Source organism: Streptomyces sp. NPDC048612 (genome assembly GCF_043199295.1).
In the GTDB taxonomy this organism is placed as follows: Bacteria; Actinomycetota; Actinomycetes; order Streptomycetales; family Streptomycetaceae; genus Streptomyces.
On the sequence record NZ_JBICVV010000009.1, the window covers coordinates 1 to 25,953 of the forward strand.

General features: G+C 71.8%; 26 protein-coding genes and 7 tRNA genes. 13 read left to right on the forward strand and 20 right to left on the reverse strand.

All coding sequences use genetic code 11. The features are described 5' to 3' along the window. Positions 1-196: 196 nt before the first annotated feature. From ACGFN2_RS15715 to pgsA, 3 genes are read right to left on the reverse strand one after another with little or no spacing between them, the layout of a single operon-like run. Positions 197-1,357 carry a glycosyltransferase family 4 protein gene (locus ACGFN2_RS15715; protein WP_393360612.1) on the reverse strand — a complete coding sequence of 387 codons (1,161 nt, stop codon included), beginning with the start codon at positions 1,355-1,357 and terminating at the stop codon, positions 197-199. After that, on the reverse strand, positions 1,354-2,319 hold the full coding sequence (locus tag ACGFN2_RS15720) for a phosphatidylinositol mannoside acyltransferase (protein ID WP_362609990.1): 966 nt from the start codon (positions 2,317-2,319) through the stop codon (positions 1,354-1,356). The genes ACGFN2_RS15715 and ACGFN2_RS15720 overlap by 4 nt, the downstream gene beginning before the upstream one ends. Then, positions 2,316-2,972, reverse strand: a complete 657-nt coding sequence (gene pgsA, locus ACGFN2_RS15725) for a phosphatidylinositol phosphate synthase (RefSeq protein WP_393360614.1) — start codon at positions 2,970-2,972, stop codon at positions 2,316-2,318. The genes ACGFN2_RS15720 and pgsA overlap by 4 nt, the downstream gene beginning before the upstream one ends. 296 nt (positions 2,973-3,268) lie before the next feature. On the opposite strand from pgsA, the gene ACGFN2_RS15730 reads away from it, so the two are divergent. Both ACGFN2_RS15730 and ACGFN2_RS15735 read left to right on the forward strand, forming a co-directional pair. After that, entirely contained in the window at positions 3,269-5,467 is a 2,199-nt protein-coding gene (locus ACGFN2_RS15730; protein WP_362609996.1) for an elongation factor G-like protein EF-G2, read from the forward strand. A gap of 186 nt (positions 5,468-5,653) precedes the next feature. Continuing rightward, positions 5,654-7,321 (forward strand): hypothetical protein, encoded by a 1,668-nt coding sequence (locus ACGFN2_RS15735; RefSeq protein WP_393360616.1) that lies wholly within the window; start codon positions 5,654-5,656, stop codon positions 7,319-7,321. 21 nt (positions 7,322-7,342) lie between these two features. Here the strand turns inward: ACGFN2_RS15735 and ACGFN2_RS15740 are convergent, their stop codons facing one another. The 3 genes from ACGFN2_RS15740 to ACGFN2_RS15750 form a co-directional block, all read right to left on the reverse strand. Next, positions 7,343-8,548 carry a YncE family protein gene (locus tag ACGFN2_RS15740; RefSeq protein WP_393360618.1) on the reverse strand — a complete coding sequence of 402 codons (1,206 nt, stop codon included), beginning with the start codon at positions 8,546-8,548 and terminating at the stop codon, positions 7,343-7,345. Beyond that, positions 8,548-9,348, reverse strand: coding sequence for a polysaccharide deacetylase family protein (locus ACGFN2_RS15745; RefSeq protein ID WP_393360620.1), 801 nt, complete (start codon positions 9,346-9,348; stop codon positions 8,548-8,550). Before ACGFN2_RS15745 ends, ACGFN2_RS15740 begins: the two co-directional genes overlap by 1 nt. A 101-nt stretch (positions 9,349-9,449) precedes the next feature. Next, positions 9,450-10,007 carry an HIT domain-containing protein gene (locus ACGFN2_RS15750; RefSeq protein WP_362610002.1) on the reverse strand — a complete coding sequence of 186 codons (558 nt, stop codon included), beginning with the start codon at positions 10,005-10,007 and terminating at the stop codon, positions 9,450-9,452. A 61-nt stretch (positions 10,008-10,068) separates the two neighbouring features. On the opposite strand from ACGFN2_RS15750, the gene ACGFN2_RS15755 reads away from it, so the two are divergent. Beyond that, the gene (locus ACGFN2_RS15755; protein WP_393360622.1) at positions 10,069-10,716 is read left to right on the forward strand and encodes a potassium channel family protein; all 648 of its coding nucleotides are present in this window, start codon (positions 10,069-10,071) and stop codon (positions 10,714-10,716) included. A gap of 54 nt (positions 10,717-10,770) precedes the next feature. Here the strand turns inward: ACGFN2_RS15755 and thrS are convergent, their stop codons facing one another. From thrS to ACGFN2_RS15770, 3 genes are all read right to left on the reverse strand, one after another. Beyond that, positions 10,771-12,750: a threonine--tRNA ligase gene (gene thrS / locus ACGFN2_RS15760; protein WP_393360624.1), complete on the reverse strand. Its 1,980-nt coding sequence runs from the start codon at positions 12,748-12,750 to the stop codon at positions 10,771-10,773. Between the two features lie 113 nt (positions 12,751-12,863). Beyond that, complete coding sequence (locus ACGFN2_RS15765; RefSeq protein ID WP_393360626.1) at positions 12,864-14,045, reverse strand: hypothetical protein; 1,182 nt, start codon at positions 14,043-14,045, stop codon at positions 12,864-12,866. After that, on the reverse strand, positions 14,042-14,605 hold the full coding sequence (locus ACGFN2_RS15770) for a DUF4365 domain-containing protein (RefSeq protein ID WP_393360628.1): 564 nt from the start codon (positions 14,603-14,605) through the stop codon (positions 14,042-14,044). The genes ACGFN2_RS15765 and ACGFN2_RS15770 overlap by 4 nt, the downstream gene beginning before the upstream one ends. A gap of 198 nt (positions 14,606-14,803) precedes the next feature. Here ACGFN2_RS15770 and ACGFN2_RS15775 point away from each other — a divergent pair, with 198 nt between their 5' ends. Further along, on the forward strand, positions 14,804-15,529 hold the full coding sequence (locus ACGFN2_RS15775; RefSeq protein WP_393360630.1) for an exonuclease domain-containing protein: 726 nt from the start codon (positions 14,804-14,806) through the stop codon (positions 15,527-15,529). Positions 15,530-15,640: 111 nt separating this feature from the next. On the opposite strand, the gene ACGFN2_RS15780 is transcribed toward ACGFN2_RS15775, so the two are convergent. From ACGFN2_RS15780 to ACGFN2_RS15795, 4 genes are all read right to left on the reverse strand, one after another. Next, positions 15,641-15,712: transfer RNA gene (locus tag ACGFN2_RS15780), tRNA-Val, on the reverse strand. A 117-nt stretch (positions 15,713-15,829) separates the two neighbouring features. Further along, positions 15,830-16,291 carry an SRPBCC family protein gene (locus ACGFN2_RS15785; protein WP_393360632.1) on the reverse strand — a complete coding sequence of 154 codons (462 nt, stop codon included), beginning with the start codon at positions 16,289-16,291 and terminating at the stop codon, positions 15,830-15,832. An 86-nt stretch (positions 16,292-16,377) separates the two neighbouring features. Next, positions 16,378-16,449, reverse strand: a tRNA-Val gene (locus ACGFN2_RS15790). A 54-nt stretch (positions 16,450-16,503) separates the two neighbouring features. Beyond that, entirely contained in the window at positions 16,504-16,935 is a 432-nt protein-coding gene (locus ACGFN2_RS15795; protein WP_393360634.1) for a TIGR02611 family protein, read from the reverse strand. Between the two features lie 189 nt (positions 16,936-17,124). On the opposite strand from ACGFN2_RS15795, the gene ACGFN2_RS15800 reads away from it, so the two are divergent. Further along, complete coding sequence (locus tag ACGFN2_RS15800) at positions 17,125-17,538, forward strand: SsgA family sporulation/cell division regulator (RefSeq protein ID WP_003959770.1); 414 nt, start codon at positions 17,125-17,127, stop codon at positions 17,536-17,538. Positions 17,539-17,763: 225 nt separating this feature from the next. Further along, the gene (locus ACGFN2_RS15805) at positions 17,764-18,330 is read left to right on the forward strand and encodes a CGNR zinc finger domain-containing protein (protein WP_393360636.1); all 567 of its coding nucleotides are present in this window, start codon (positions 17,764-17,766) and stop codon (positions 18,328-18,330) included. A gap of 18 nt (positions 18,331-18,348) precedes the next feature. On the opposite strand, the gene ACGFN2_RS15810 is transcribed toward ACGFN2_RS15805, so the two are convergent. Together ACGFN2_RS15810 and ACGFN2_RS15815 are read right to left on the reverse strand one after the other, a co-directional pair. After that, positions 18,349-18,504, reverse strand: coding sequence for a hypothetical protein (locus ACGFN2_RS15810; protein WP_362610024.1), 156 nt, complete (start codon positions 18,502-18,504; stop codon positions 18,349-18,351). A gap of 68 nt (positions 18,505-18,572) precedes the next feature. After that, positions 18,573-19,034, reverse strand: a complete 462-nt coding sequence (locus ACGFN2_RS15815; protein ID WP_362610025.1) for a hypothetical protein — start codon at positions 19,032-19,034, stop codon at positions 18,573-18,575. Positions 19,035-19,204: 170 nt separating this feature from the next. Between ACGFN2_RS15815 and ACGFN2_RS15820 the strand changes: the two genes are divergently transcribed. Then, the gene (locus ACGFN2_RS15820; RefSeq protein WP_393360638.1) at positions 19,205-19,735 is read left to right on the forward strand and encodes a DsbA family protein; all 531 of its coding nucleotides are present in this window, start codon (positions 19,205-19,207) and stop codon (positions 19,733-19,735) included. A gap of 32 nt (positions 19,736-19,767) precedes the next feature. On the opposite strand, the gene ACGFN2_RS15825 is transcribed toward ACGFN2_RS15820, so the two are convergent. Genes ACGFN2_RS15825 through ACGFN2_RS15835 form a run of 3 tightly spaced genes read right to left on the reverse strand, consistent with a single transcriptional unit; the run spans position 19,768 to position 22,522 of the window. Continuing rightward, a complete protein-coding gene (locus ACGFN2_RS15825; protein ID WP_393360640.1) occupies positions 19,768-20,598 on the reverse strand; it encodes a GNAT family N-acetyltransferase in 831 nt (276 codons plus the stop codon). 35 nt (positions 20,599-20,633) lie between these two features. After that, positions 20,634-21,458, reverse strand: a complete 825-nt coding sequence (locus ACGFN2_RS15830; RefSeq protein ID WP_393360642.1) for an aminotransferase class IV — start codon at positions 21,456-21,458, stop codon at positions 20,634-20,636. Then, positions 21,455-22,522 carry a chorismate-binding protein gene (locus ACGFN2_RS15835; RefSeq protein WP_393360644.1) on the reverse strand — a complete coding sequence of 356 codons (1,068 nt, stop codon included), beginning with the start codon at positions 22,520-22,522 and terminating at the stop codon, positions 21,455-21,457. Before ACGFN2_RS15835 ends, ACGFN2_RS15830 begins: the two co-directional genes overlap by 4 nt. A 177-nt stretch (positions 22,523-22,699) precedes the next feature. Here ACGFN2_RS15835 and ACGFN2_RS15840 point away from each other — a divergent pair. The 5 genes from ACGFN2_RS15840 to ACGFN2_RS15860 all read left to right on the forward strand — a co-directional run bounded on the left by ACGFN2_RS15840 (position 22,700) and on the right by ACGFN2_RS15860 (position 23,161). After that, positions 22,700-22,772: transfer RNA gene (locus tag ACGFN2_RS15840), tRNA-Gly, on the forward strand. 35 nt (positions 22,773-22,807) lie between these two features. Next, positions 22,808-22,881 (forward strand) — tRNA-Cys (locus tag ACGFN2_RS15845). A gap of 1 nt (position 22,882) precedes the next feature. After that, a tRNA-Val gene (locus tag ACGFN2_RS15850) sits at positions 22,883-22,954 on the forward strand. Positions 22,955-22,984: 30 nt separating this feature from the next. Then, a tRNA-Val gene (locus tag ACGFN2_RS15855) sits at positions 22,985-23,056 on the forward strand. A gap of 33 nt (positions 23,057-23,089) precedes the next feature. Then, positions 23,090-23,161: transfer RNA gene (locus tag ACGFN2_RS15860), tRNA-Val, on the forward strand. A 215-nt stretch (positions 23,162-23,376) separates the two neighbouring features. On the opposite strand, the gene ACGFN2_RS15865 is transcribed toward ACGFN2_RS15860, so the two are convergent. Together ACGFN2_RS15865 and ACGFN2_RS15870 are read right to left on the reverse strand one after the other, a co-directional pair. Then, on the reverse strand, positions 23,377-23,565 hold the full coding sequence (locus ACGFN2_RS15865) for a hypothetical protein (RefSeq protein WP_393360925.1): 189 nt from the start codon (positions 23,563-23,565) through the stop codon (positions 23,377-23,379). A gap of 56 nt (positions 23,566-23,621) precedes the next feature. Further along, positions 23,622-23,831 carry a hypothetical protein gene (locus tag ACGFN2_RS15870; RefSeq protein WP_362610039.1) on the reverse strand — a complete coding sequence of 70 codons (210 nt, stop codon included), beginning with the start codon at positions 23,829-23,831 and terminating at the stop codon, positions 23,622-23,624. A gap of 608 nt (positions 23,832-24,439) precedes the next feature. On the opposite strand from ACGFN2_RS15870, the gene ACGFN2_RS15875 reads away from it, so the two are divergent. After that, complete coding sequence (locus tag ACGFN2_RS15875) at positions 24,440-25,831, forward strand: serine/threonine-protein kinase (RefSeq protein WP_393360646.1); 1,392 nt, start codon at positions 24,440-24,442, stop codon at positions 25,829-25,831. Positions 25,832-25,953 lie beyond the last annotated feature (122 nt).

Genomic DNA, 25,953 nt, shown 5'->3' on the forward strand with positions numbered 1-25,953 from the left:
GGGGCCTGGTGTGTGGACGTAAAGCGAAGCAGTCCACACACCAGGCCCCGGAGGCCCGTCACCGCACCCGACAACCACCCGCCCGCCGCAGGCGCCACGGCGCGACCACCCGCAAACATCACCTCAACCCACGCCCCGCGCAGCGGACCCGAAACAACGCGAGCCCCCACGGCGGGACAGCCGAAAACGTGGGAGGTCAATCCCTCGCCGGCCAGAGTCGACTACGCGGGCCGGCTCTCTCGTCGGTGGCCACCGACACCGCTCCGGTGGTGACCGTCTCGTAGACGGCGAGGATGTCGGCACCGACCGTGGACCAGTCGAAGCGCCGCACATGGCGAGCGCCGCGTTCCCGCAGCTCCGCGAGACGAGCCGGGTCACCGAGAAGTCGTACAGCCGCAGCGGCGAGCGCCTCGGCGTCCTCGTTGGTGAAGAGTTCGCCGGCCTCGCCCTGGTCCAGGACCTGGGCGAAGGCGTCGAGGTCGCTGGCCAGTACGGGCGCCCCGGCCGACATCGCCTCGACGAGGATGATGCCGAAGGACTCGCCGCCCGTGTTGGGCGCGACGTAGAGGTCGACGCTGCGCAGCAGCCGCGCCTTGTCCTCGTCGCTGACCATGCCGAGGAACTCGACCCGGGAGCGGAGGCCGGCGGGCAGTGCCGCGACGGCCTCCTCCTCGTCGCCGCGGCCGGCGACGAGGAGCCGGGCGTCCGGTACCTCGGCGAGGATCGCGGGCAGCGCCTCCATCAGGACCGGCAGGCCCTTGCGCGGCTCGTCGATCCGGCCGATGAAGCCGATCGTGCGCCCCTGCCACTCGGCCTTGGGCTCGGCGGTGGCGAAGAAGTCGACGTCCACGCCGTTGGGGATGACCACCGCGTCGCCGCCGAGGTGCTCGACGAGGGTGCGGCGGGCGTACTCGCTCACCGCGATCCGTGCGCTGATCTTCTCCAGCGCGGGCTGCAGGATCGGGTACGCGGCGATCATCGCCCGCGAGCGCGGGTTGGAGGTGTGGAAGGTCGCCACGATCGGGCCCTGGGCCGCCCAGCAGGACAGCAGACCGAGCGAGGGCGAGGCCGGCTCGTGGATGTGGATGACGTCGAAGGCACCGTGCTGCAGCCAGCGGCGTACCCGGGCGGCGGAGAGGAAGCCGAAGTTGAGGCGGGCGACCGAGCCGTTGTACGGGACGGGAACGGCGCGGCCGGCGGAGACGACGTACGGCGGGAGCGGGGTCTCGTCGTCCGCGGGGGCCAGGACGGAGACCTCGTGACCGAGGTGGATCAGGTGGTCGGCCAGGTCACGGATGTGGAACTGCACGCCGCCGGGCACGTCCCAGGCGTACGGGCAGACGATGCCGATCTTCACGCGGACTCCGTTCCGGAGGTGCCCGGGGCGCCGGGCTGCTCGCGCGGTTCCAGGTCGGCGAGCCAGAGCCGCTGCAGCATGTGCCAGTCCTCGGGGTGGTCGGCGATGCCGGAGGCGAAGGCGTCGGCGAGCGCCTGGGTCATCTGGGCGGCCTTCTCGGCACGGGTGCCGGTCTCGGGGGCCTCGATCTCCGGGTGGACCCGGCCCCGCATGACGGGGGTGTCGTCGTACCAGAGGGTGACGGGCAGCAGCATCGCGCCGGTCTGGAGGGCGAGTACCGCGGGACCGGCCGGCATCTTCGTGGCCTCGCCGAAGAACTTGACCTCTATCCCGGAGGCGGACAGATCGCGGTCGGCGACCAGGCAGACCAGGCCGCCGGCCCGCAGCCGCCGGGCGAGCGTGCCGAAGGCGGAGCCGCCGGTGTGCGGCAGCACCTCCATGCCCAGGCCCTCGCGGTAGGCGACGAAGCGGTCGTAGAGCGACTCCGGCTTGAGACGCTGGGCGACGGTGGTGAAGGGGACCCCGAGCTTGGTGGTGACCCAGGCACCCGCGAGGTCGTAGTTGCCCATGTGCGGCAGCGCCAGGATGACGCCCCGGCCGCTCTTGAGCCCCTCCTCCAGGTGGTGCACGTCCTCGACGGCGAAGCCCGCCCTTATCCGCTCCTTGCTCCAGGCCGGCAGCCGGAAGGACTCCATCCAGTAGCGCATGTACGAGCGCATCCCGGCCCGGGAGAGTTCGGCGAGCCGCTGCGGCGTGGCGTCCGGGACGACCCGGGCGAGGTTCGCCTCCAGGCGGAGGACGCCCTTGCCGCGGCGCTTCCAGGCGGTGTCGGCGATCCGCCGGCCGAGGCCCACGGCGGCGCCCTCGGGCAGCTTCTTGACGGTGCTCCAGCCCAGGGCGTACAGGGCGTCCGCCAGCTTCTCCCCGTCGATCCACGGCCGGCCGTTCCTGCGCGCGCTCATGCGCTGTTCCCCCCTTGTGCCATGGCGTCGGCCTCTGCCGACTCCCGTCGGACCGTCACCACACGCTGGCCGAGGGTGACGGCACTGCCGACGGCGACGATCCACAGCGCGATCGGCAGCAGGATCTCCACGCCGGGCACCCCGAAGGCATGCAGCCCCGACAGGCCGCAGGCCACCAGCGTGACGACCAGCCGCTCGGCGCGCTCCACCAGCCCGTTGACGTCCACCGGCAGCCCGATCGCCTCCCCGCGCGCCTTGGTGTACGAGACCACCTGGCCGCTGGCCAGGCAGAAGATCGCCATCCCGCAGAGCAGCAGGCTGTCGCCCCGGCCCGCGTACCAGAGGGCGAGCCCGCCGAAGATCGCCGAGTCGGCGACCCGGTCAAGGGTGGAGTCGAGGAACGCCCCCCAACGGCTGGAGCGGCCCAGCTGCCGCGCCATGTTGCCGTCGACGAGGTCGGAGAAGACGAACAGGGTGATGACGACCGTGCCCCAGAAGAGCTCGCCCAGGGGGTAGAAGATCAGTGCGCCGGCCACCACGCCGCCGGTGCCGACCAGGGTGACCGCGTCCGGGCTGACGCCGATCCGGATGAGCAGGGCGGCGAACGGCGTGAGAACACGCGTGAAGAACGCACGCGCGTACTTGTTCAGCATGGCCTTCCCGGGAGTCGAAACGGGCCGTGCGGTCTAGCGGCCACCGGCGGGCCCATCGTAGCCAGGAGGTCAGGGGGCACCACGAACGCATCGCGGCGCCGGGTGCGTCCCGGGGCTCGGGGCGGCCCGCGCACGCCCGCGGACGCTCCCGCAGGCCGTACGGGGTGTGGCCGGCGCCCTGGGCCACACCGGGCCGGTGCGTCCGAGGCACCGGGCCGATGCGCCACGTATGGACGCGGCATGGCCTCGGTGGAAAGCTCGAATCACCGCAAAGTGTCGACCTGGAGGCGAGACACATGAGCGAGAAATCGAGTACACACCCGGGAGCCGCCGGCAGGGCATCAACGGCCGACCAGCCCACGGCCCTGCGGAATGTGGTGCTGGTCGGCCACTCCGGATCGGGAAAGACCACTCTGGTCGAGGCCCTCGCGCTGGCGTCCGGCGCGGTCAACCGGGCGGGCCGGGTCGAGGACGGCGGCTGTCTCTCCGACTACGACGAGATCGAACACCGCCAGCAGCGTTCCGTACAGCTCTCTCTGGTCCCGGTGGACTGGGGCGGAGTCAAGATCAATCTCTTGGACACCCCCGGCTACGCCGATTTCGTCGGGGAACTCAGGGCCGGTCTGCGCGCCGCGGACGCGGCCCTTTTCGTGGTCTCGGCGGCCGACGGCGTGGCCGGCGCGACCCGGATGGTCTGGGACGAGTGCGCGGCGGTCGGGATGCCGCGCGCGCTGGTCATCACGCACCTGGAGGCGTCCCGCGCCGACTTCGACGAGATGACCGAACGCTGCCGCACCTCGTTCGGCGGCGAGGACCCGGACGCCGTCCTCCCCCTCTACCTCCCGCTGTACGGCACACCGGGCGCCGACGGTCACGCCCCCGTGCACGGCCTCATCGGGCTGCTCTCACAGCGGGTGTTCGACTACTCCTCGGGCGAGCGCACCGAACGCGCGCCCACGGCGGACGAGCTGCCGCTGGTCGAGGCGGCCCGCAACCGTCTCATCGAGGGCATCATCGCCGAGAGCGAGGACGAGTCCCTGATGGACCGCTACCTCGGCGGCGAGGAGATCGACATCAAGACCCTCGTCGGGGACCTGGAGACGGCGGTCGCCCGTGGCACCTTCCACCCCGTGCTGGCCGCGGCCCCGGCCGCCGAGGGCGCCAGGCAGGGGCTGGGCACGGTGGAGCTGCTGGAGCTGATCACCGGTGGCTTCCCGACGCCCGCGGAGCGCGAGGCACCGGCCGTGACCACCCCGGACGGGTCCCCGCGCCCGGCGCTGACCTGTGATCCCGGCGGTCCGCTCGCGGCCGAGGTGGTCAAGACCTCCTCCGACCCGTACGTGGGCCGGATCTCGCTCGTCCGCCTCTTCTCGGGCACCCTGCGCCCCGACGAGACGGTGCATGTCTCGGGCCACGGGCTGCAGGACCGGGGCCACGAGGACCACGACGTCGACGAGCGGGTCGGCGCGCTGTCCACCCCGTTCGGCAAGCAGCAGCGCACGCTGTCCAAGGCGATCGCCGGCGATCTGGCGTGCGTGGGGAAGCTGTCCCGCGCCGAGACCGGCGACACCCTCTCAGGCAAGGACGACCCGCTGCTGATGGAGCCGTGGACGATGCCCGACCCGCTGCTGCCGGTCGCCATCGAGGCCCACAGCAAGGCCGACGAGGACAAGCTCTCGCAGGGCCTGGCCCGCCTGGTCGCCGAGGACCCGACGATGCGGCTGGAGCACAACCAGGACACCCACCAGGTGGTCCTGTGGTGTCTGGGCGAGGCGCATGTCGATGTGGCCCTGGAGCGGCTGCGGACCCGTTATGGCGTCAAGGTGGACACGGTCGCGCACCGGGTGCCGCTGCGGGAGACCTTCGGCGCCCCCGCAGCGGGCCGCGGCCGCCATGTGAAACAGTCCGGCGGGCACGGCCAGTTCGCGATCTGCGAGATCGAGGTCGAACCGCTGCCCGGCGGCTCCGGCATCGAGTTCGTGGACAAGGTCGTGGGCGGCGCGGTCCCCCGGCAGTTCATCCCGTCCGTGGAGAAGGGCGTACGCACCCAGGCCGCACGGGGTGTCGCCGCCGGGCATCCGCTCGTCGACATCCGCGTCACGCTGCTCGACGGCAAGGCGCACTCCGTCGACTCCTCGGACGCCGCCTTCCAGACAGCGGGCGCGCTGGCGCTTCGGGAGGCCGCCGCCGAGGTCCGGATCGACCTGCTCGAACCGGTGTCCGAGGTGAGCGTGATGGTTCCGGACGATTTCGTCGGCCAGGTGATGAGCGATCTGTCCGGGCGCCGCGGCCGGGTGGTGGGCACCGAACAGTCAGGGGCGGGACGCACCGTGGTGCGCGCCGAGGTGCCCGAGATCGAGATCGACCGGTACGCCGTCGATCTGCGCTCCCTCTCCCACGGCACCGGGCGGTTCTCCCGCGTCCACCTGCGGCATGAGCCGATGCCGCCGCAGCTCGCCGACAAGTGGCGGGAAGGGGCGGAGAACGGCGCATAGTTGACGGCCGGTCAACCATTGGAGCGGCCGCTGTCCCGCTCAACCCCTCGGGGCGGGACGGCGGCTGTACGCTGAGATCCTGGCCTCGCACCGGGGGGTCGACGTCAGGACACGAGGTCACGGGCTCGACAACAGGCCCTCAACAGGTGTGCCGTCAGCGGAAGTCGGGAAGAGCCGCATCATCGGATGCGTGCGGTGTGGGGGGCGGTAGTGGCAGACGGCTTTGACTTCAGTCCCGGGGCTCAGGTCCCGCTGTCGGGGAGCGCCGGGCAGACGGCGGCGACCCAGGCACTGGCCTCGGCCGCCTACCGGGACTGCCTGCTCGACAAGATCCTGGAAGCCGACTCGGATTCCGGCAAGTCCACCATCAAGAAGCCCAAGCTGTCGCTGTTCGCGCCCAATCTCGGCGAGGCGTTCGCGCGCGCGGTGCAGGTGCGGATGCTCGGCGGCGGGCGCGCCGCGCTCATCCAGTCCTTCGGGACCGAGCCGCAGACCGTCGTCGAGCACTGTCTGTCGGCCACCCGTATCCGCAAGCAGCGGGACGCCAAGCTGACGCTGCTGATGGTGCTGTTCCTGCCCGGTGTGCTGCTGTGGCTGGGCGTCTTCCAGCTGCGGAAGCTGCTCTCCAAGGACGGGGCGGGCAAGGGGCTCTCCCTGATCGGCGGGGTGCTGCTGACGGTGCTGGGCGTCCTCGTCGTGTTCTTCATGATCAAGCTGCCGCTCAACGGCTTCTGGCCGCTGTACGCCCGCGGCATGATCGTCGCCCCGGTGGTCGGCTGGTGGCTGGCCAAGCAGATCAGCGAGAAGACCGCGGTGGCCTTGCGGGAGTCCTGGAAGGGGCTGCTGGAGGGCGGCGGTGTGGCCGCGAAGATCCCCGAGGCGGTTCCCCAGGACCCCAACCAGATCGCCGCCGAGACCCTCCGTCAGAATCTCGCCAAAATCTCCGCCGAGCAGAACAGCAACGTCGTCTTCTACGCCGGTCCCAAGGGGATACTCGGCATGGGCACGCGCTGGGGCAGCTGGCAGCTCGCCGAGGAGCTCATCCCGGCGCGGGGCGGCAGCGAGATCCACCCGTTCCGCAGCTGGGACGTGATCCGGGCGATCCACGACAAGCTTCGGCTGCTGGAGCGCAGCCCGCTGCACACCGGCGGATTCCCCACCCCGTCCGTACGCCACTGGATCGTCTCGCCGGTCGGCGAGAAGGCCGCCGCCGTCGCCCGCCCCGAGGGCACCCATGTGGAGGCGTACGAGATCCGCGGCCACGAGATAGAGCGGATCTGCAACGAGCAGCAGTTCGGCAGCGGCAACCGCCACTACCTCGGGGTCCAGTTCGTCCTGTGGGACGGCCAGTTGGTGATCACCCTCATGATCACCGTCACGGTGCTCCACGAGACCCTGCGCATCGAGGTCACCGGCCATGCCCTGGGCCCGGTCAACGGCCTCTTCACCTCGAAGCCGGAGCCCAAGACCAAGGACGTCGCCAAGGTCGTCAAGTTCTGGGAGACCAAGACCCAGCAGCTGCCGCTCATCGAGCCGCAGGAGGTGGTCCGGCTCGCCGCCCGCGCCCCGCTGACCTGGTTCCCGCCGGTGCTGGACTTCCTCGGCGGCAAGCTGACCCTGCCCGAACCCTTCGGCCTGCGGCACGTCTGGGCCGACAAGCCCTGGCGCCACCGCTTCATGGCCGATGACGCGCTGCGCGCCGCGACCCCGGTGCTGCGCACGGTCCACTCCGCCGCGATGAGCGTCCTCAAGGAGAACGGCGTGGACACCGAGCGCTTCACCAACCGCTCCCTGGTGCTCAGCGGCATGATCCAGGGCGTGGAACCGCAGAAGGCGGACGAGTACAACGCCTAGACGGCCCCCGGGGCGCACCGGCTAGCGGAAGATGCCGGTGTGCCCCAGGGAGTACCGCCCCGGCTGCGGGTAGACCGCCAGACCGTGCGGGCCCTGGCCGACGGGGATCTTGGCGAGGGTCTTGCCGGTGCGGGTGTCCAGCGCGTAGACCTCGGAGTTGTAACGGCCGGACAGCCACAGCACCTTGCCGTCGGTGGAGAGACCGCCCATGTCGGGGCTGCCACCGCCGCGGATGTGCCATTTGTCGACGAGCTTGCCGGTCCGGAAGTCGAGCAGCGAGATGGAGCCCTCGCCGCGGTTGGAGACGTACATGTGCTTCGAGTCGCGGCTGACGTAGAGGCCGTGGGCGCCCTTGCCGGTCGGCATGAGCCGGGGCCGGGTGAAGCGGTCGCCGTCGAGGACCCAGATGCCGTCGGCCATCATGTCGGCGACGTACCAGGTCTTGCCGTCCGGGGAGATCTTCACGTCCTGCGGCATCGCGCCCTCGAACGACAGCTTCTCCTGGCCGATGACCTTCATCTTCTCGGTGTCGACCTTGAGCAGTTCACCGGAGAACTCACAGGAGACGATGAAGTACCGGCCGTCCGGCGAGAAGTCGGCGTGGTTGACGCCGGCGCAGTTGACCGGGAGCGTCTTGCGGACCTCCATGGTGTGCGGGTCGCGGAAGACCAGCTGCCGGTCCATGGAGGCCATCACGACCGCGTACTTGCCGTTGGGCGTGAAGTAGAGGTTGTACGGGTCGTGGACCTTGACGGGGTCGCCGGCCTTGCCGTTGGCAGGGTTGATCGGGGTGAGGTCGTGTCCCCGGTTGTTGTTGACCCAGAGCGTCTTGAGGTCCCAGGACGGCACGACGTGCTGCGGCTGGACGCCCACCGGGATGGTCTCGATGACCTTGTACGTCTTGGGGTCGATGACGCTGACCGTGTCGGAGCCGGTGTTCGGGACGTAGATCCGCGAGGGGAAGTCCTTGACCTGCGGCGCCAGTCTGCCCGGCCGGTCCGCCGCGTAGAGGTCGTGCTGGTCCAGCAGCGGCGGCATCCCGGGCAGCCCCGGTTTGGCGGCCTGGACCGGTGCGCGCTCGACCGGCCGCGGGCTCTGCCCGGCCCGTTCGCTCTCGTCGCCGCTGCCGCAGCCCGCGGCCACCAGCGCGCAGGCCACGGTGAACAGCGCGGCCCGGCGGCGCGCACGCGGGCTGTGACGGTCGTGGGTACGGTTCCGGTCAGCCATCAGGTCACTAGCTCCGTTGTCGTCACCGCGCGCAGACCGCGCCGGCGGAGGCCGTCGAGGATCGGGGGCAGCGCGGCCACCGTGCCGGCGTGCCCGAGGTGGAGGCTCACGACCGAGCCCGGCCCGGCCGAGTCCAGGACCGTGCGCTGGACGGCGGCGGCACCGGGGTCGTCGGCGTCGAGGGAATCCACGTCGTAGGAGAGGACGTGCGGATAGCCGGCCTTGCGGGCCAGCTCGGCCACCAGGGGCGTGGCCCGCCGGGTCTGCGAGGGGCGGAACCAGCTGCCGATGGTGCCGGTCAGCTTGCGCAGCCGGTCGGCGCAGCCACGGATCTCGGCGTCGGCGTCGGCGGCCGGCAGCGCGCAGATGTCGCGGTGGTGCAGGGTGTGATTGCCCAGCTCATGGCCGCCGTCGAGAATCCGGCGGGCCATCGCGGGCTGCTCGTCGAGCCAGTCGCCGATGGCGAGCACGGTGACCCTGGCGCCGGCCCGCTCGGCCTCGCGCAGCAGGGCGGTCGCCATCATGGGGTCGCCCCTGCCGTGGAAGGTCAGCGCGACCGCCCGGCCGTTCCGTGGCCCGTGCTCGATCTGTACGGGCAGGCCGGGTACCCGGGTCGGCGGCCGCGCGGCGCGCACCGGGGCGGGCGGGGCGTGGCCCGCCCCGGACGGGCCCGGTCCGCCGGACGGCCGGCCGGCGCCGGCGCCCACGTCCCGGTGTGGGTCGCAGCCCGCCACCAGCACACCGGCGGCCGCGGCCGAGGCGGCCGCCCGCAGCAGGGCACGACGCTCTACGGAAGTCACCACCCCATTAGAGAGGCAACTAATCCGAATTAGGGCGATCTATCCGATTCGTCCGGGTTCGTGTCGTCCCGGCCCCGCACCCGGGGCGCGCCGGAGCGGCGCTACGCGGGCCAGGCGCTCGCCAGCATCGCCCGGGTGTCGGCGAGGAGTTGGGGCAGCACCTTGGTGTGGCCGACCACCGGCATGAAGTTGGTGTCGCCGCCCCAGCGCGGGACGACGTGCTGGTGCAGGTGGGCCGCGATACCGGCCCCGGCGACGGTGCCCTGGTTCATCCCGATGTTGAAGCCGTGCGCCCCGGAAGCGGTGCGCAGCGCGGTCATCGCCCGCTTGGTGAACTCGGCCAGCTCCGCGGTCTCCGGCCCGTCCAGCTCCGGGTAGTCGGCGACATGGCGGAACGGGACGATCATGAGGTGCCCGCCGTTGTACGGGTAGAGGTTCAGCACCGCGTAGACATGCTCACCGCGCGCGATCACGAGGCCGTCCTCGTCCGATTTCGCGGGGATGGTGCAGAACGGACAGCCGTCGTCGGCCCCCGGGCCGGTCGGCTTGTTCTCCCCCTGGATGTACGCCATCCGGTGGGGCGTCCACAGGCGCTGGAAGGCGTCCTGCGTCCCGACTCCGATCTGCTGCTCCGGCTCGCTTGTCATACGGGCCAGCATATGGCTTCGCCCGTTGGCACCGTGTCGTTGGGGCGCATACCCTGCCCTGCTCCGCGATGCTGTGCCGGTGGACAGGGACGCGCGGCTGCTGGAGTGGGAGAGGCGCGCGCAGCCATATCTCCTCATCGCCTCGATCCTCTTCCTCACCTCCTATACGGTCCGGGTCCTGGTCCCCGGCCTCTCCCCCGGCTGGTACGCCTTCTGGGAGAGCCTCACCTTCGTGAGCTGGGCCGTCTTCGTGGCCGAGTACCTGGCCCGGCTGGCCTTCAGCCGGGACCGCTGGCACTTCGTACGCACGCGCTGGCTGGACCTGATCGTGACGGTACTGCCGCTGCTGCGGCCGCTGCGCATGATCGATCTCCATGAGCGGATGCAGCTGCGCCGGGCGGCACCCGGGCTCGCCCTGGAGGCGCGGGTGATGACGTACACCGGGCTCGCCACGCTGCTGCTGGGCTACGCCGCCAGCCTGGCGGTCTACAACGACGAGCGGCACGCCCCGGACGCCAACATCCGCACCTTCGGCGACGCGGTGTGGTGGGCCGCTTCCACGCTGACGACGACGGGGTACGGCGACGCCACCCCGGTCACCGCGCGCGGCCGGGTGATCGCCGTGGGGCTGATGTTCGTCGGAGTGGCGCTGGTGGGAGCGGTGGTGGGCTCCTTCTCCTCCTACCTGATGCGCCGGTTCCGGCAGGATGGCGAACGCTGACGAGGCCCCGGAGAGCAGGTCGCTCTCCGGGGCCTCGCCCTCACGTCACCGCCGTCACACCTGGACGCGACGCTCCACGACGTCGAGCAGCTCGGCGATCGCCTCCTCGCGTGGGATGCCGTTCTTCTGCGACCCGTCGCGGTAGCGGAAGGACACCGCGCCGTGCGCGACGTCCTCGTCACCGGCGATGATCATGAACGGCACCTTGCTCTTCTGGGCGTTCCTGATCTTCTTCTGCATCCGGTCCGAGGAGGAGTCCACCTCGACCCGCAGCCCCTTGGCCTTGGCCTCGGCCGCGAACTCCTGGAGGTAGGGGACGTGCGCGTCGCCGATCGGGATACCGGTCGCCTGGACCGGAGCCAGCCACGCCGGGAAGGCGCCGGCGTAGTGCTCCAGGAGCACCGCGAAGAACCGCTCGATGGAGCCGAACAGCGCACGGTGGACCATGACGGGGCGCTGCTTGGAGCCGTCGGCGGAGGTGTACTCCAGGTCGAACCGCTCCGGCAGGTTGAAGTCCAGCTGGATGGTCGACATCTGCCAGGTACGGCCGATGGCGTCCTTGGTCTGCACGGAGATCTTCGGCCCGTAGAAGGCGGCGCCGCCCGGGTCCGGGACCAGCGGCAGGCCCTGCTTCTCGGCCACCTTGCGCAGCGTCTCGGTGGCCTCCTCCCAGGTCTCGTCCGAGCCGACGAACTTCTCCGGGTCCTTGGTGGACAGCTCCAGGTAGAAGTCGGTCAGGCCGTAGTCGCGCAGCAGGTCGAGCACGAAGGTGAGGGTGGCGTCCAGCTCGTCCGCCATCTGCTCCCTGGTGCAGTAGATGTGCGCGTCGTCCTGGGTGAAGCCGCGGGCACGGGTCAGACCGTGCACCACTCCGGACTTCTCGTACCGGTACACGGTCCCGAACTCGAAGAGGCGCAGCGGCAGTTCACGGTACGAGCGGCCGCGCGCGTCGAAGATCAGGTTGTGCATCGGGCAGTTCATGGGCTTGAGGTAGTAGTCGATGCCCTCGTCGAGCTGCATGGGCGGGTACATGCCGTCGGCGTACCAGTCCAGGTGGCCCGACTTCTCGAACAGCTTCCCCTTGGTGGCGTGCGGGGTGTAGACGAACTCGTACCCCGACTCCTCGTGGCGCCGGCGGGAGTAGTCCTCCATGACCCGGCGGATGATGCCGCCCTTGGGGTGGAAGACCGCCAGACCCGAGCCGATGTCCTCGGGAACGGAGAACAGATCCAGCTCCGCGCCCAGCTTGCGGTGGTCGCGCTTCTCGGCCTCGGCGAGGAACTCCAGGTGGGCCTTGAGCTCGTCCTTGGTCGGCCAGGCGGTGCCGTAGATCCGCTGGAGCTGCTTGTTCTTCTCGCTGCCGCGCCAGTACGCGGCGGCCGAGCGCATCAGCTTGAACGCGGGGATGGCGCGGGTGCTGGGCAGGTGCGGACCGCGACACAGGTCCTTCCAGCACAGGTCGCCGGTCTTGGCGTCGAGGTTGTCGTAGATGGTCAGCTCGCCGGCGCCGACCTCGGCGGAAGCGCCCTCGGCGGCGTCCGCTGCGGAGCCCTTGAGCCCGATCAGCTCCAGCTTGTACGGCTCGTCGGCCAGCTCCTCACGGGCGGCGTCGTCGCTGACCGCACGGCGCGCGAACTTCTGCCCGCGCTTCTGGATCTCCTGCATCTTCTTCTCGATGCGCTTGAGATCGTCCGGGTGGAACGGGGTCTCGACGTCGAAGTCGTAGTAGAAGCCGTCCTTGATGGGCGGGCCGATGCCGAGCTTGGCGTCCGGGAACAGCTCCTGCACGGCCTGCGCCATCACATGCGCGGTGGAGTGCCGCAGGATGTTCAGGCCGTCCTCGGAGGTGATCTCGACGGGCTCGACCGCGTCACCGTCGGCGACCTCGTAGGCCAGGTCCTTCAGCTCCCCGGCCACCCGCGCGGCGACGACACTGCGCTCACCCTGGAAGAGGTCGGCAGCCGTAGTCCCCGTGGTCACCACGCGTTCTTCCCGCTCGGAATCGCGTTGGACGGTCACACGGACGTCTGACACCGGTCTCTCCTGACTCATGTCTCTTTCGCGTCAGCGATTGCTGCGCAGCCGAATCGTACCGAGCCACCGGACCCGACCGCGAAACGGTTTCACCACCCCCGGCTCGCAGGCCGTCATTCCTCCGCGCCGCACGCCTCCTCGAAGAAGTCCAGATTCTCCTGGAGCGACTTCAGCAGCCGGTCCCGCTCCGCCTCGTCGACCTGTACGGGGGTGACCTCGCGGCCGCCGGTGATCCGGCGGAACCCGCCGCGGCTCTCCAGCCGCCCGGTCACCCGCACCGGCAGTCCGACCAGGTGCGCGTGCCCGGCGATCCGGTAGTCCTCCTCCCCCAGCGCGACCCGCACCTGGAGCACATCGGCCCCGCTGAGCACCCGCAGCCGGACCGTGCCGGGGCCGCCCGGCCGCTCCCTGCGCAGCCGCACCACCGCCCCGGTCACCCGGACCGGCAGCGACGGCTCCGCACGGACATAGCGCCGGGCCGCCTCCTGCAGCGCGGGCAGATCACCGGGCGAGAACTCCACCGGCTCGGGGCGGGCAGGGCAGCCGGCCGGGGCGCCGGCCGCCGGTGACCACGCCACCGCGATCCGCACCCCCTCCGCGTCCCGCACCAGCGCGATCAGCGCCTGGACCAGCTCATGGCAGACCCCCAGCCCGACGGCCGCGTCGAAGGCCTCCGTGCCGCCGGTGGCCCGCTGGTAGTCGGTGGCGTCACGGGCCGCGTGCAGCGCCTGCTGCAGCCCGGCGACCGCCCGGCGGCCGCCGCGCACGGGCACGAACGCGGTCAGCCGGCGGCCGGCCACCGCCGGCCCGACCAGCACCTGGTTCAGGAACCCCTCGGCCTGCCGCTTGTGCCGGGCGCCGTAGTAGCCGGCCCGGCCGTACGTTCCGAGCGCCCCGGCCAGCAGCAGCGAACGGGCCGCGCCGCGCAGCTGCTCCTGCGCCACCCAGTGCGCGGCCCCCGAGCCGCCGTCGGGGACCTCGCGCTCCCAGCGGACCTCGTCGCTGGGCACCGCCAGCCCCATCAGCACCTCACGCGCGGAGGGCACCGCGCTCCGCGCCAGCGCCGCCAGCGCCTCCGCGAGCAGCTCGTCGCTGTCGGGGAAGCGGCGGTCGTGCGGGATCAGCAGGCTGGCGCCGCCCGCGCCGCCGGGCGGCGTCCACCGGGTGAAGTGGCCGGCCGCCCCGCCCCGGCGCCGCCAGCCGTGCCGGGCCAGCAGCGCGCCGAGCACCGCCGGGTCGAGCTGCGCGGGATCGAGCAGCCGTGCGTCGTGGTCGTCGGTCGGCCGGTACCTCACGGTCTTCCTCCCGCCCCGACCCGCGTCATGATCTCGCACAGCGCTCGGTCGTCGAAGATCCGCGCGGTGGGAATCCGCACGGTGGTCCTGCGCCGGCCGGTCACCGGGTGGCCCGCCAGGTTGGTCCAGTAGCAGCAGTGCCGCAGTTCGAGACGGTCGTGGCCGGCCCGCAGCCAGTCCTCCTGGGTCCGCGGGACGAGCATCACGACCAGGATCTTGTGCACCGTCACGGGCGTGCGGGCCAGCTTCACCAGGTGGTCGTTGTCGAGCGTGAACGCGAACGTCGGCCCCGGCGGGCGCGGGGCGGTCTGGTAGGTGCACTTGAGCTGCACCTTGATGGTGACCTCGTCGTCGACGGTGTGGCCGGGCGCGCCATGGCTGACGTGCCAGTCGATTCCGTTGTCCGGGAAGGGCTGCGCCAGCGAACATCCGGAGGCGGCGGCGACCGCGTGGAGATAGCCCACCTGGAGGGTCTCCATGCAGGCGGTGGTGGCGAGTCCGCCGCGCTGCGGGAGGTGCGCAGGCAGCAGCCCACCCGGTTCGGGCTGCGCGAGCGTCATCGCGGAGTTGCCTTCCGGGCTGTACCGGTCGATGCGTGGATGACGGGGAGGAGGCGGAGCACGCCGGCCCGTCCCTCTGGTTGTCTCCGCGTCAAGTACTCCGCAAACAAGGACGGTTCGAGCACCGCGCGGCTCGGGTATCACCAGCTCGGGTGGCGTTGCCTGTCATCCCCCGTACGAGCGCGAGGAGTTGGGATGATGCCGTGCTGGTATGACGGACCGCTTGCCGCTTTCGACACCGAGACCACCGGGGTCGACGTCGAGCGCGACCGCATCGTCTCCGCGGCCCTGGTGGTCCAGGAGACACCGCGCTCCGCGCCCCGGATCACCCGCTGGCTGATCAACCCGGGCGTCGGGATACCGGACGCCGCGACGGCGGTGCACGGCCTGACAGCCGAACACCTCGCCCTCCACGGGCGCTGGCCGGCTCCGGTCCTGGAAGAGGTGGCACGCGCCCTGGCCGCCCAGTCGGTGGCCGGCCGGCCACTGGTCGTGATGAACGCCCCGTTCGATCTCACCCTGCTGGAGCGCGAGTTGAAGCGGCATCGCGCCAGCTCGCTGAGCGCTTACTTGGGCGGCCACCCGCTGCGCGTCCTGGACCCCCACGTCCTCGACAAGCACCTGGACCGCTACCGCAAGGGCCGCCGGACGCTCACCGACCTGTGCGCGCACTACGAGGTCGAGCTGACCGACGCCCATGAGGCGGCCGCCGACGCGCTCGCCGCCCTGCGCGTCGTCCGGGCCCTGGGGCACCGCTTCGCCGAGCGCCTGGAGGGGCTGCACCCGGCGGAGCTGCACACCCGCCAGGCCGTCTGGTACGCGGCCCAGGCCCGCGGACTCCAGGCGTGGTTCGCCCGCAGCGGCAATCCCGAGGTCGTCGATCCGCACTGGCCGCTGCGCCCCGAACTCCCCGCGGCGGCCTGATCCCGTCTCAGAATTCCGTACAACGGCAAACGCACCGGGCGGAATTCCGGTGCGGCGCTCTTCCAACGAAAAGGACCGGGCCGCCATTTGCGGCCCGGTCCTTGATCCCGGTGGGCGATACTGGGTTCGAACCAGTGACCTCTTCGGTGTGAACGAAGCGCTCTCCCACTGAGCTAATCGCCCGGGTGTCGGCGGGGTTTCCCTCGCGAACGAGCAGAACAATACAGGCCCCGCGGGGCTTCCATCAAATTCCTCTTCCACGGCGGTCCCGGGCCGCCGCGCCCCGGCGCCCGGCGCACCTCATCCGCGAGCCAGCCAGGCCGCCAGACCGCGCCGTCCGGCCCGCATCATCAGCGCGTGGTTCGCGAGGAACACCGGCCGTCCCAGCAGCGCGAACCGCCGCAGCAGCGGCTTGCAGACCTCGACCTCCTGCTCGAAGACGGCACGGGTGCCGCCCGCGCCGGGCACCACCGTCCAGCGCGCCCAGCCCGCCAGATCGCCGCGCATCGTCATCTCCAGCACCCCCGCCCCCGGGTCCCGCACCCGCTCGCTCGCCACCACCCACAGGTCGTACGGCAGCAGCGAGCGGAACCGGGCGGTGCCGCTGCGCGCGTCGAGCCGGGTCACCTCGCGGACCTGCGGCCACCACCGCGGATAGGCCTCGGCGCGTTCCAGGACGGCGTACACGACGGTCGGCGGGGCGTTCAGCAGCCATACGCTGCGGAAGCGGTAGTGGTGCGGCCGACGGAACCAGGCGGACATGATCCCAGTGTGCGCCCCGCGGCGGGCCACCCGTCCAACAACGACGAGGGCCCGGAGACTTGATGTCTCCGGGCCCTCGTCCCGGGTGGGCGATACTGGGTTCGAACCAGTGACCTCTTCGGTGTGAACGAAGCGCTCTCCCACTGAGCTAATCGCCCGGGCGCACCGCCAACATTACCGCACGTCGACGGGCACTTCTGACCACTTCTCGGTCACTCGGAGACGTTCCACGGCATGGCGAGGCCGAACTTCCAGAGGTAGACCGCGAGCAGCGCCGCGATGATCACCACGCCGACGGTCGTCAGGATGATGTTGCGGCGGCGCACCTTGGGGTCCAGCGCCTTCTGGGCCGCTTCGGTGACCTTGCGCTTGGTCCACCGCAGCACCAGCTGCGCCCAGACGAACTCCGTCGCCCAGATCGCCATACCGCCGAAGATCACCAGCCAGCCCGGTCCCGGGAGCGGCAGCATGATCACGCCGGCCACCACGACCGCGAGACCGACGACGAAGACCCCGACCTGCCAGCTCACGTGGAGCGGCCGGGAACGCTTGATGAAGTGCGGCGCCCGCGAACCGAGCGGCTTCTCGGTTGGAGCGGCGTCCTCCTCCACCACTACCGGCCCCCCGTTACTCTGCGTATTCATACTCCCCAACTTACCGGACGCGACAGCCTGCCGGAATTACCGCTGGGGACGATCTCGCAATCCGCCGGAAGAGGTACCTGAAGCCACACAAAACCGTCAGAGGGGTTTACAACGGCACCGTAGGTGGCATGTCGATTTCGCCGACGTGCGAATCCCCGAGCGCACACTGAGCGAAAGGCCCTGGCGCTTATGAACACCACGGTCAGCTGCGAGCTGCACCTGCGCCTCGTTGTGTCGAGCGAGTCCTCACTGCCTGTACCCGCGGGCCTGCGGTATGACACGGCCGATCCCTATGCCGTGCATGCCACCTTCCATACCGGAGCCGAGGAGACCGTCGAGTGGGTTTTCGCCCGCGACCTCCTCGCCGAGGGCCTGCACCGGCCCACGGGCACCGGAGACGTCCGCGTATGGCCGTCCCGGAGCCACGGACAGGGTGTCGTCTGCATCGCCCTGAGTTCCCCGGAAGGCGAAGCCCTGCTCGAGGCGCCCGCGCGGGCTCTCGAGTCGTTCCTCAAAAGGACCGATGCCGCCGTACCGCCCGGTACGGAGCACCGGCATTTCGATCTCGACACCGAGCTCTCCCACATCCTTGCGGAGAGCTGAGACGCAGACCGCTTACCGAAAGCACCCACCCGCTCACGCTTGCGCCCGTCCGACTCGGGGAGACGGCGCAGGACCGACAAGTTCACACGGCACACTTCGGCGTCGTCGCCGCGGACCCACCGCGGAGTCGGCGCTGAAGCTTGTTCGAAGCGCTAGAGTCGGCGACCATTCGGCAACCACCAGGGGCGGTACCCGTCCGGCCCCACCCTGCCAGGGAGCGGAACCGTGATCATCACCCATGACACCCGGTGCGCGCTGGAAGCGGTCGTCGATCTGCTGAACACCGCGCCGGAGGGCGAGGCGCCCGGGGCGCCGGACAGCCTGACCGATCTCGCGGCCCTCGAGGACTTCGTCCGGCGGCACGCCGTCAGCGGCGTGGGCGCGCTCGGTGCGGGCGACCTGGCCACCGTACGGTCGGTGCGCGCGCGGTTCGCGCGGGTCTTCGCCGCCGCCGACGACCGCGGCGCGGCCGAACAGCTGAACGCGCTGGTCGCCTCGGCCGGCACCACTCCGCAGCTGACCGACCACGACGGGTACGACTGGCACGTCCACTACTTCGCGCCGGGCGCCTCGGTCGCCGATCATCTGGCTGCGGACGGCGGGATGGCGCTGGCCTTCCTCGTCGTCGCCGGGGAGCGCGAGCGGCTGCGGCACTGCGAGGCACCGGACTGCCGGCACGCCTTCGTCGATCTCTCCCGCAACCGCTCCCGCCGCTACTGCGACAGCCGTACCTGCGGGAACCGGCTGCATGTCGCCGCCTACCGGGCACGGCGGCGGGAGGCCGCGGGCTGAGCGGCGGCGCGGCGGGCCTCACAGCAGGAAGAGGTCGTGCATCGCGCCGAGGAGGAGCAGGACGCCGATGACGGCGAGGAAGAGCATCAGCGGCGGCTGGGACAGCGCGAACAGACAACCGCGTGGTTCGGGGGACGGGGCGTCGTCTTGGGCGAGGGCGCACTCATCGTTCATCTCGCGCGCATCATGGCGCAGACGATCGTCCAAGTGCGCCCGATAGGCGCCTCAGCAGCGGTAGTTCATCAGATCCCGTGCTTTTTCAGGATCGCTTCGATGTCCGAGAAGTCATCCTTGGGGGCGCCGCCCCTGGCCGGTGCGGCCTTCCCCTTGGCGGCCGGCTGCGCCGCGGGCCGGCCCGCGCCGAGGGAGGGGGCGGAGGCACCGGGAGCCACCGCTTCGGTCCGGTCGGCCGCCGCGGCCCGGCGCTCCTTACGGCTGCCGAGCCCACCGCGGCGGCGCTCGACCGCCCTGGTGACCATGAACAGCACGACCGACAGCGCGAGCACGCCGAAGCCGGCCCAGACCGTCGGCTTGAAGACGATGCCGGTGACCCAGTCGATGACGCCCGTCATCACCAGGCCGATGGGGATCAGGGAATAAGCGGCGATACGGGCCGCGGCCAGGAACCGCTTGCGGTACGCCGTGATCGCGGCGACGCCCAGGCCCGCTGCCGACACCGCGGCACAGACGGTCGAGGTCAGCATCCGGTCCTCCTGCCGATGGATGGGTGAGCAGGCGGTCTGCTCCCTTCCATCCTGCCTTGTCCGGGCCCGCGCGGGCCATGTTCCGGCCCGGCCTCAGGGACATCTCCGGGTCGGCCTCCTCCCGAGGTCCCGGTTCGGGCCCCGGGCGGCAGGCTGGAAGACTGGCTGCCATGAACGACGCCACCACCGCCTCCCCCGCCCGTCCCGTCCGCCCCGTACTGGACGTGTGGTGCGAACTGCAGTGCCCGGACTGCCACGCCGCCCTGGAGGACCTGCGGGCGCTGCGGGAGCGCTATGGCGACCGGCTGGAGATCCGGCTGCGCCACTTCCCGCTGCCGAAGCACCCGCGCGCCCACGCCGCCGCGCAGGCCGCCGAGGAGGCCATCGAGCAGGGCCGGGGCTGGCCGTACATCGAGGCGGTGCTGGCCCGGACCGAGGAGCTCGGCAAGCGCGGGGACAAGCTGCTGGTGGACGTCGCCCGCGAGCTGGGGCTGGACGCCGAGGAAATGGACACCGCGCTGATCGACGGGCGGCATCTGCTGATCGTCGACGCGGACGAGGCCGAGGGCAAGGCCATCGGCGTGACCGGGACCCCGACGTATGTGATCGGCGGCGAGCGGCTGGACGGCGGCAAGAGCCAGGACGGGCTGCGCGCCCGGATCGAGGAGATCGCCGACCGGCTGCTGACCGAGCAGGGCTGAACCGCGTCCTCACCGGCGCGGCGCGGGCCGGCTCAGACGATCGGCTTCCACAGCAGATAGCCGGTGGGCCGGTAGCCCAGCGACGTGTAGAGGCCGAGCGCCGGGGTGTTGCCCGCGTAGACGTTCAGGCCGAGGCTGGTGCGGCCGGCGGCGAGGCTCTCGCGCTCGGCGACCCGCATCAGGGTGCGGCCGTGGCCGTGCCCGCGGTGGCCGGGCGCGACCTGCACCTCGACGACATAGCCGCCGGGCTGGTCCGGCATCCGCAGGGCGACCCAGATACTGCCGACGTCGGCGCCGCCGTGCGCCAGGACCCGCAGCGACTGGTCGGGCGTCTCCACGCCGTCCGGGAGCAGGGCGCGGTGGCCGGCCACCGCGGCCTCCTCGGCGCGCTCCCGGGCCATGCCCTGGCCGGTCTGCGTACGGACGTGCTCGGCGAGCGCGGCGTCCCGCCAGGCCGGGTACTCCGCCTCGCTCAGCGCGCGGTCGCTGCTGCCCTCGGGCAGCGGGGGCGGAGCGGTGAGGGGCTTGCTCATCGTGCGGCTGCGCTCGGTGTAGCCCAGCGCCGCCGCGAGCCGCCCGGCGGCCCCGGCACCGGCCGGGACGGTCAGTTCGATCTGCCGGCAGCCCCAGCCGCGCAGCACCTCCTCCGCGGCGAGCGCGGCGACCGTGGCGCGGCCCCGGTGCCGGTCCGGCTCGTCGACGGCCAGGTCCGCGATCCGGCCGGCCGCCGGCCCGAAGCGGGCGTCCGTCGTCAGCCGTATCCCGCCGACCCGGCGGCTGTTGACGCAGATGTCGTACGGACGGGCCCGGTGCCCGTCGTCGTGCCGTTCTTCCGGTCCCGCGGGGCGCAGCGTTGTGGTCACGAGGACTTTCTACTCGCCCCTGTGCGGGCGCGTCATCACCGCGGATCGAAGTCGGCGGCCGACTGCTCGTCGAAGATCCGCATGGCTTCCGCGGTCACCGGGCCCGGCTCGTCGGCGAGTTGACGGTCGTCGACCCGGGTCACGGCCTGGACGTCGCGCAGCGTGGAGGTCAGGAAGATCTCCTCGGCGCGCTCCAGGGCGTCCAGCGGCAGATCGGTCTCCTTGGCGCCGGCCCAGGCGACGGTCAGGGCACGGGTGATGCCCGCCAGGCAGCCGGAGTGCAGCGGCGGGGTGTGCAGTTCGCCTTCGAGGACGACGAAGACGTTGGAGCCGGTGCCCTCGCAGAGCGCGCCCACGGTGTTGGCGAACAGCGCCTCGGAGGCGTCCCGTTCCCGCGCGCGGGCCAGGGCGACCACGTTCTCGCCGTACGACGTGGTCTTCAGGCCGGCGAGCGCACCGCGTTCGTTACGGGTCCACGGGACGGTGACGGCGGCGGTGGTGTCGGGGCGGCGCCGGGTCTCGGACAGCGCGATGACCAGCGTGGGGCCGGCGTCGCCACGGTCCGAGCCGAGCGGGGAGACCCCGCCGGTGTACGTGAGCCGCAGCCGGCCGAGGGCCATCGGGTTGGCCTCCATGACGGCCTCGCAGCCGCGCCGCACCTCGTCGAGGTCGGGGTCCGGCAGGCCGAGCCCGCGGGCGGAGGTGGTCAGGCGCTCCAGATGGCGGGTGAGGGCGAAGGCGCGGCCGCGCTCGGCCTTGATGGTCTCGAAGACCCCGTCGCCGACCGTCAGCCCGTGGTCGAAGACCGAGACCCGGGCGCTTTCGGCGTCCTGCAGTCCCCCGTCGAGCCAGATCTTCATCGCTTGCCTCCACTCACCTCGTGCAGGCCCGACGCTACCGCCAGCAGCCTGCGCGCCTTCAACTCGGTCTCGTCCCACTCCCGCTCCGGATCGGAGTCCCAGATGATCCCCGCGCCTGCCCCGAAACGCAGCACCGGACCGGCGGGCGGGGTGCGGTCGATCCAGAACGTCCGGATTCCGACCGCGAGCTCGCCGGTGCGGCGGTCCGCGTCGACCCAGCCGATGCCGCCGCAGTACGGCCCGCGGGGCGCGGTCTCCAGCTCGCAGATGATCCGCAGCGCGCTGGACTTGGGGGCACCGGTCACCGATCCGGGCGGGAAGGTCGCGTCCAGCAGGTCCGCCCAGGCGGTCTTCTCGTTCGCCTCCGCCAGCTCACCGCGGACCGTGGAGACGAGGTGGACCAGGCCGGGGTGTTCCTCGACGGCGCACAGTGCCGGGACGGTGACGCTTCCGGTGGCGCAGACCCGGCCGAGATCGTTGCGGACCAGGTCCACGATCATCACGTTCTCCGCCTGGTCCTTCGCCGAGAGGTCCGCCGCGGTCCGTCCGGTGCCCTTGATGGGCCCCGAGGAGACGATGCGGTCGTCGCGCCGCAGATACAGCTCCGGGGAGGCGCTGGCGATCTCCACGCCGTGGCCCGGCAGCCGGATGGTGCCCGCGTGCGGGGCTGGGTTGCCGCGGGCCAGCACCGCGGACAGCGCGTCGACATCGGCCCGGCCGGGGTCGGGCAGCGGCGCGGTCAGCACCCGGCAGAGGTTCACTTGGTAGACGTCACCGGACGCGATGTGTTCACGGACGCGCCGCACCCCGCCGGTATAGGCGTCACGGTCCAGCGAGCTGGTCCAGTCGTCGGGCGCGGGGCCGCGCCAGCCGTCAGGCGCGGGCCGGTCCGCGGCGGTGGCCGGCCGGACGTCGCCGAAGCGGGCACAGACCACGGTGCCCTCGAAATCGGCGGCGACCGCCCACCAGCCCGTGGAGTCCAGAGCCGCGGGATCGCTGGTCACATCCCGCAGGTCGGTGGCTATCAGGCCGCCGAAGCGGGCCATCGGAGCGAAGTCGTGCACGTCAGCGAGTCTATGGCGGCGGCCCGCGCGCCGCCTGCGCCGAGCTCGCACCGCAGCACGCTGCACAAACGCGTTTTTGTACTGGCCCCGGAATCCGCTAGAGTTCAACACGTCGCCGGGACGCGCCAAGCGCCCCGGAGGACAGGTAGCTCCCGGACGTAGTCTGGGAGAGACAGTGCGGACGTAGCTCAGTTGGTAGAGCACCACCTTGCCAAGGTGGATGTCGCGAGTTCGAGTCTCGTCGTCCGCTCGATGTGGGGGATCTTCCCGAACCCCCTCACTCCTGGTGGAGTGGCCGAGAGGCGAGGCAACGGCCTGCAAAGCCGTCTACACGGGTTCAAATCCCGTCTCCACCTCCAAGGACGATTAGCTCAGCGGGAGAGCGCTTCCCTGACACGGAAGAGGTCACTGGTTCAATCCCAGTATCGTCCACTGGATTCCCGGAAACGGGGTATCCGTCCCGCGCGATTAGCTCAGCGGGAGAGCGCTTCCCTGACACGGAAGAGGTCACTGGTTCAATCCCAGTATCGCGCACGCAGCCACTGATCTTCCGATCCGTGGTCCCGCGGACGATTAGCTCAGCGGGAGAGCGCTTCCCTGACACGGAAGAGGTCACTGGTTCAATCCCAGTATCGTCCACGCCTGATACCGAGGGCCGGAGCATTGCGCTCCGGCCCTCGGTCGTGTGTCAACGGAGCGGACGGTGGCGGCGGGGCCTGCTGGGCCTGGACGCCATGGCGCTGGTATATCCGCATCGGCGCATGGCACTTGGGGCATGGCATCGTCCCTCAGCTCCCGTCATCCACAACCGCTCACGGCGGCACCGCCGGAACGGCCTCCCGGCAGCGGGGCGTTCAGCCCACGGCGGGGCCGTCGGGGGCGTGCGCCTTGGCGACCGTAAGGCCGCGGCGGACGACCGTGCCCTCGGGACGGTCGGCGAGCACCTCCAGGCGGCACCCCGGGGCGTGGGCCGGACGCTCGAAGGCCGGGCATCTCCCCAGATGCCCGGCCTTCGTGCCGTCCGCCGCACCCCCCGTCCCCACGGGGTCACAGCCGGATGTCCCCGTCCCGGGCCGCTCTCCCAGGACCGGGGCGCCGCTCAGCGCCCCAGCAATCCGGCCACGGACGACGCCTGTGTCAGGACGGCCTCCCAGCCGCCGAAGACCACGGCGAGAACGATCGCCAGCGGCAGCACCATGGCCACCGCGACGAGCGGGTGGCGGGTACCGGAAGGCTGCTGCCCGGCGAGCGCCGAGGCGACCCTGCGCCCCTGTGCCCGAAGAGCCGCCCGCCCGGAGGTCCGCGCCATCGTCCCGCTCCTGTCGTGATCCGGGCGGCGGGCGTCTGACCTCGGGGGACGAGTGCTCCGCCCGCCGCTTGAAGACCACCCTAGGCTCGCGGCCGGCGGCGGGCGTCATGCCGTCGTACCGATTGGTCGGCCTCCAAGAGGATGACGGCACGGCGCCCCGTCTACTCCTCTGGGTGGAGACCCGCGCCCACGCCCAGGGGACATCCCGGTGGAGGACCGTCGCCCGCACCGTCCCGGGCACTCCTGAGGGTGACCTCGATCACTCCGGCCGCTCCCCCGCGTACGCCCGTTCCGCCCCCGCACCGCGTCCGCCCCGCGGCCCGTTCCCGCGCCTCGGCCGCCCCCACCGCATCCCCGGCCAACCCACCCTGATCCCCCTACATCCGGTCAATCCCCCTTCTGTGACGGATCATTGGGATCGCCCACGGGAGGTCGGGCCGCACAACCGGAGGCGGCGATTCCGCACTCCGCGCCCCGCACGTGCCACGGTCAATCCACCGTACGGCGCATGCGCGGCCTCTCAGCACAGCGAGCCGTCAATCCGTAAGCTGTGCCACGTCAGACGGTTGGCAGCGGAGGGGGCTCCCCACCGCAGGTAGGGGACGGACATGGCGATGATGCGGCTCCGACGCGAGGACCCGCGTGTCGTCGGGACGTTCCGGCTGCACCGCCGGCTCGGGGCGGGCGGGATGGGCGTGGTCTACCTCGGCTCGGACAAGCGCGGGCAGCGGGTGGCACTCAAGGTGATCCGGCCGGACCTGGCGGAGGATCAGGAGTTCCGCTCGCGGTTCGCCCGGGAGGTGTCCGCCGCCCGTCGGATTCGCGGCGGCTGTACGGCCCGGCTGGTCGCGGCCGACCTCGACGCGGACCGCCCCTGGTTCGCCACGCAGTACGTACCGGGCCCCTCGCTGCACGACAAGGTCAACGAGGAGGGCCCGCTGTCCCCGGCGCAGGTCGCCTCCATCGGCGCGGCGCTGTCCGAGGGGCTGCTGGCCGTCCATGACGCGGGCGTGGTGCACCGCGACCTGAAACCGTCCAACATCCTGCTGTCGCCCAAGGGCCCGCGGATCATCGACTTCGGTATCGCCTGGGCGACCGGTGCCAGCACCCTGACCCACGTCGGTACGGCCGTCGGCTCGCCGGGCTTTCTGGCGCCGGAGCAGGTGCGCGGGGCCGCGGTGACCCCGGCGACGGACATCTTCGCGCTGGGCGCCACCCTCGCGTACGCCTGCACCGCGGATTCCCCGTTCGGCCAGGGGAGTTCGGAGGTCATGCTCTACCGCGTGGTCCATGAGGAGGCACACCTCGGCGGGGTGCCGGACGCGCTGGCGCCGCTGCTCGCCTCGTGTCTGGCCAAGGACCCGGCGGACCGTCCCAGCACCCTGTCGCTGTCGTTGCGGCTCAAGGAGATCGCGGCCCGGGAGGCGCACGGGCTGTCCGGCGGGCCCCTGGACGACGGGGCCGGGGCCGGCTGGGAGCGCGGGGAGCGCCGCACGGCGGAGCGGCCGACCGGGCAGCGGGCCGAGGAGTACGCGCGCCAGCGCACCGAGCGCCGGACGGCGGGCTCCACACCGCGTCCGCACCCCTCCCGCCCTCAGGTTCCGCGGAACGCGGGCGCCCGGCCGGCCGGGCCGGTATCGGCCGCGGGGAAGACTCCGCGGACCGGCGGGCGGAACGGACGCCGGGTCCCGGCCCCGCGGCCCACGGGGCGAAACGGTTCACGTACCCCCGTGCGCACGGCCTCGGGCGGGCGCCGGCCCGGACCGGACCGTCGGCTGCTGCGGCAGCGCGTCATCGTGTTCGTGGTGGTGACGCTGCTGGTGGCGCTCGGTATCGCGGCCGCCCAGGGGTGCCAGGGGCCGGCCCAGGGGCTCGGGGCGGAGCGGTCGGTGGCGGCGGTGCCGTCGGCGGGGGTGGTCGCCGGGGCGGAGGCCGGGGCGCAGGCCCGGGCGGAGGCCGGGGCGGAGAGGCCTTACGGGGTGGGGGAACAGAACCCCTAGGGGGTGCGAGGGCCCCCTTCGGGGCCTCAACGCGGCGGGGTGGGGCGGTTATTCCGCTGTTCCACGACCCGGCAGGCCACCCCAGCTGAGGGCGTACCCGGCAGGTCAGCCCAGCTGAGGCG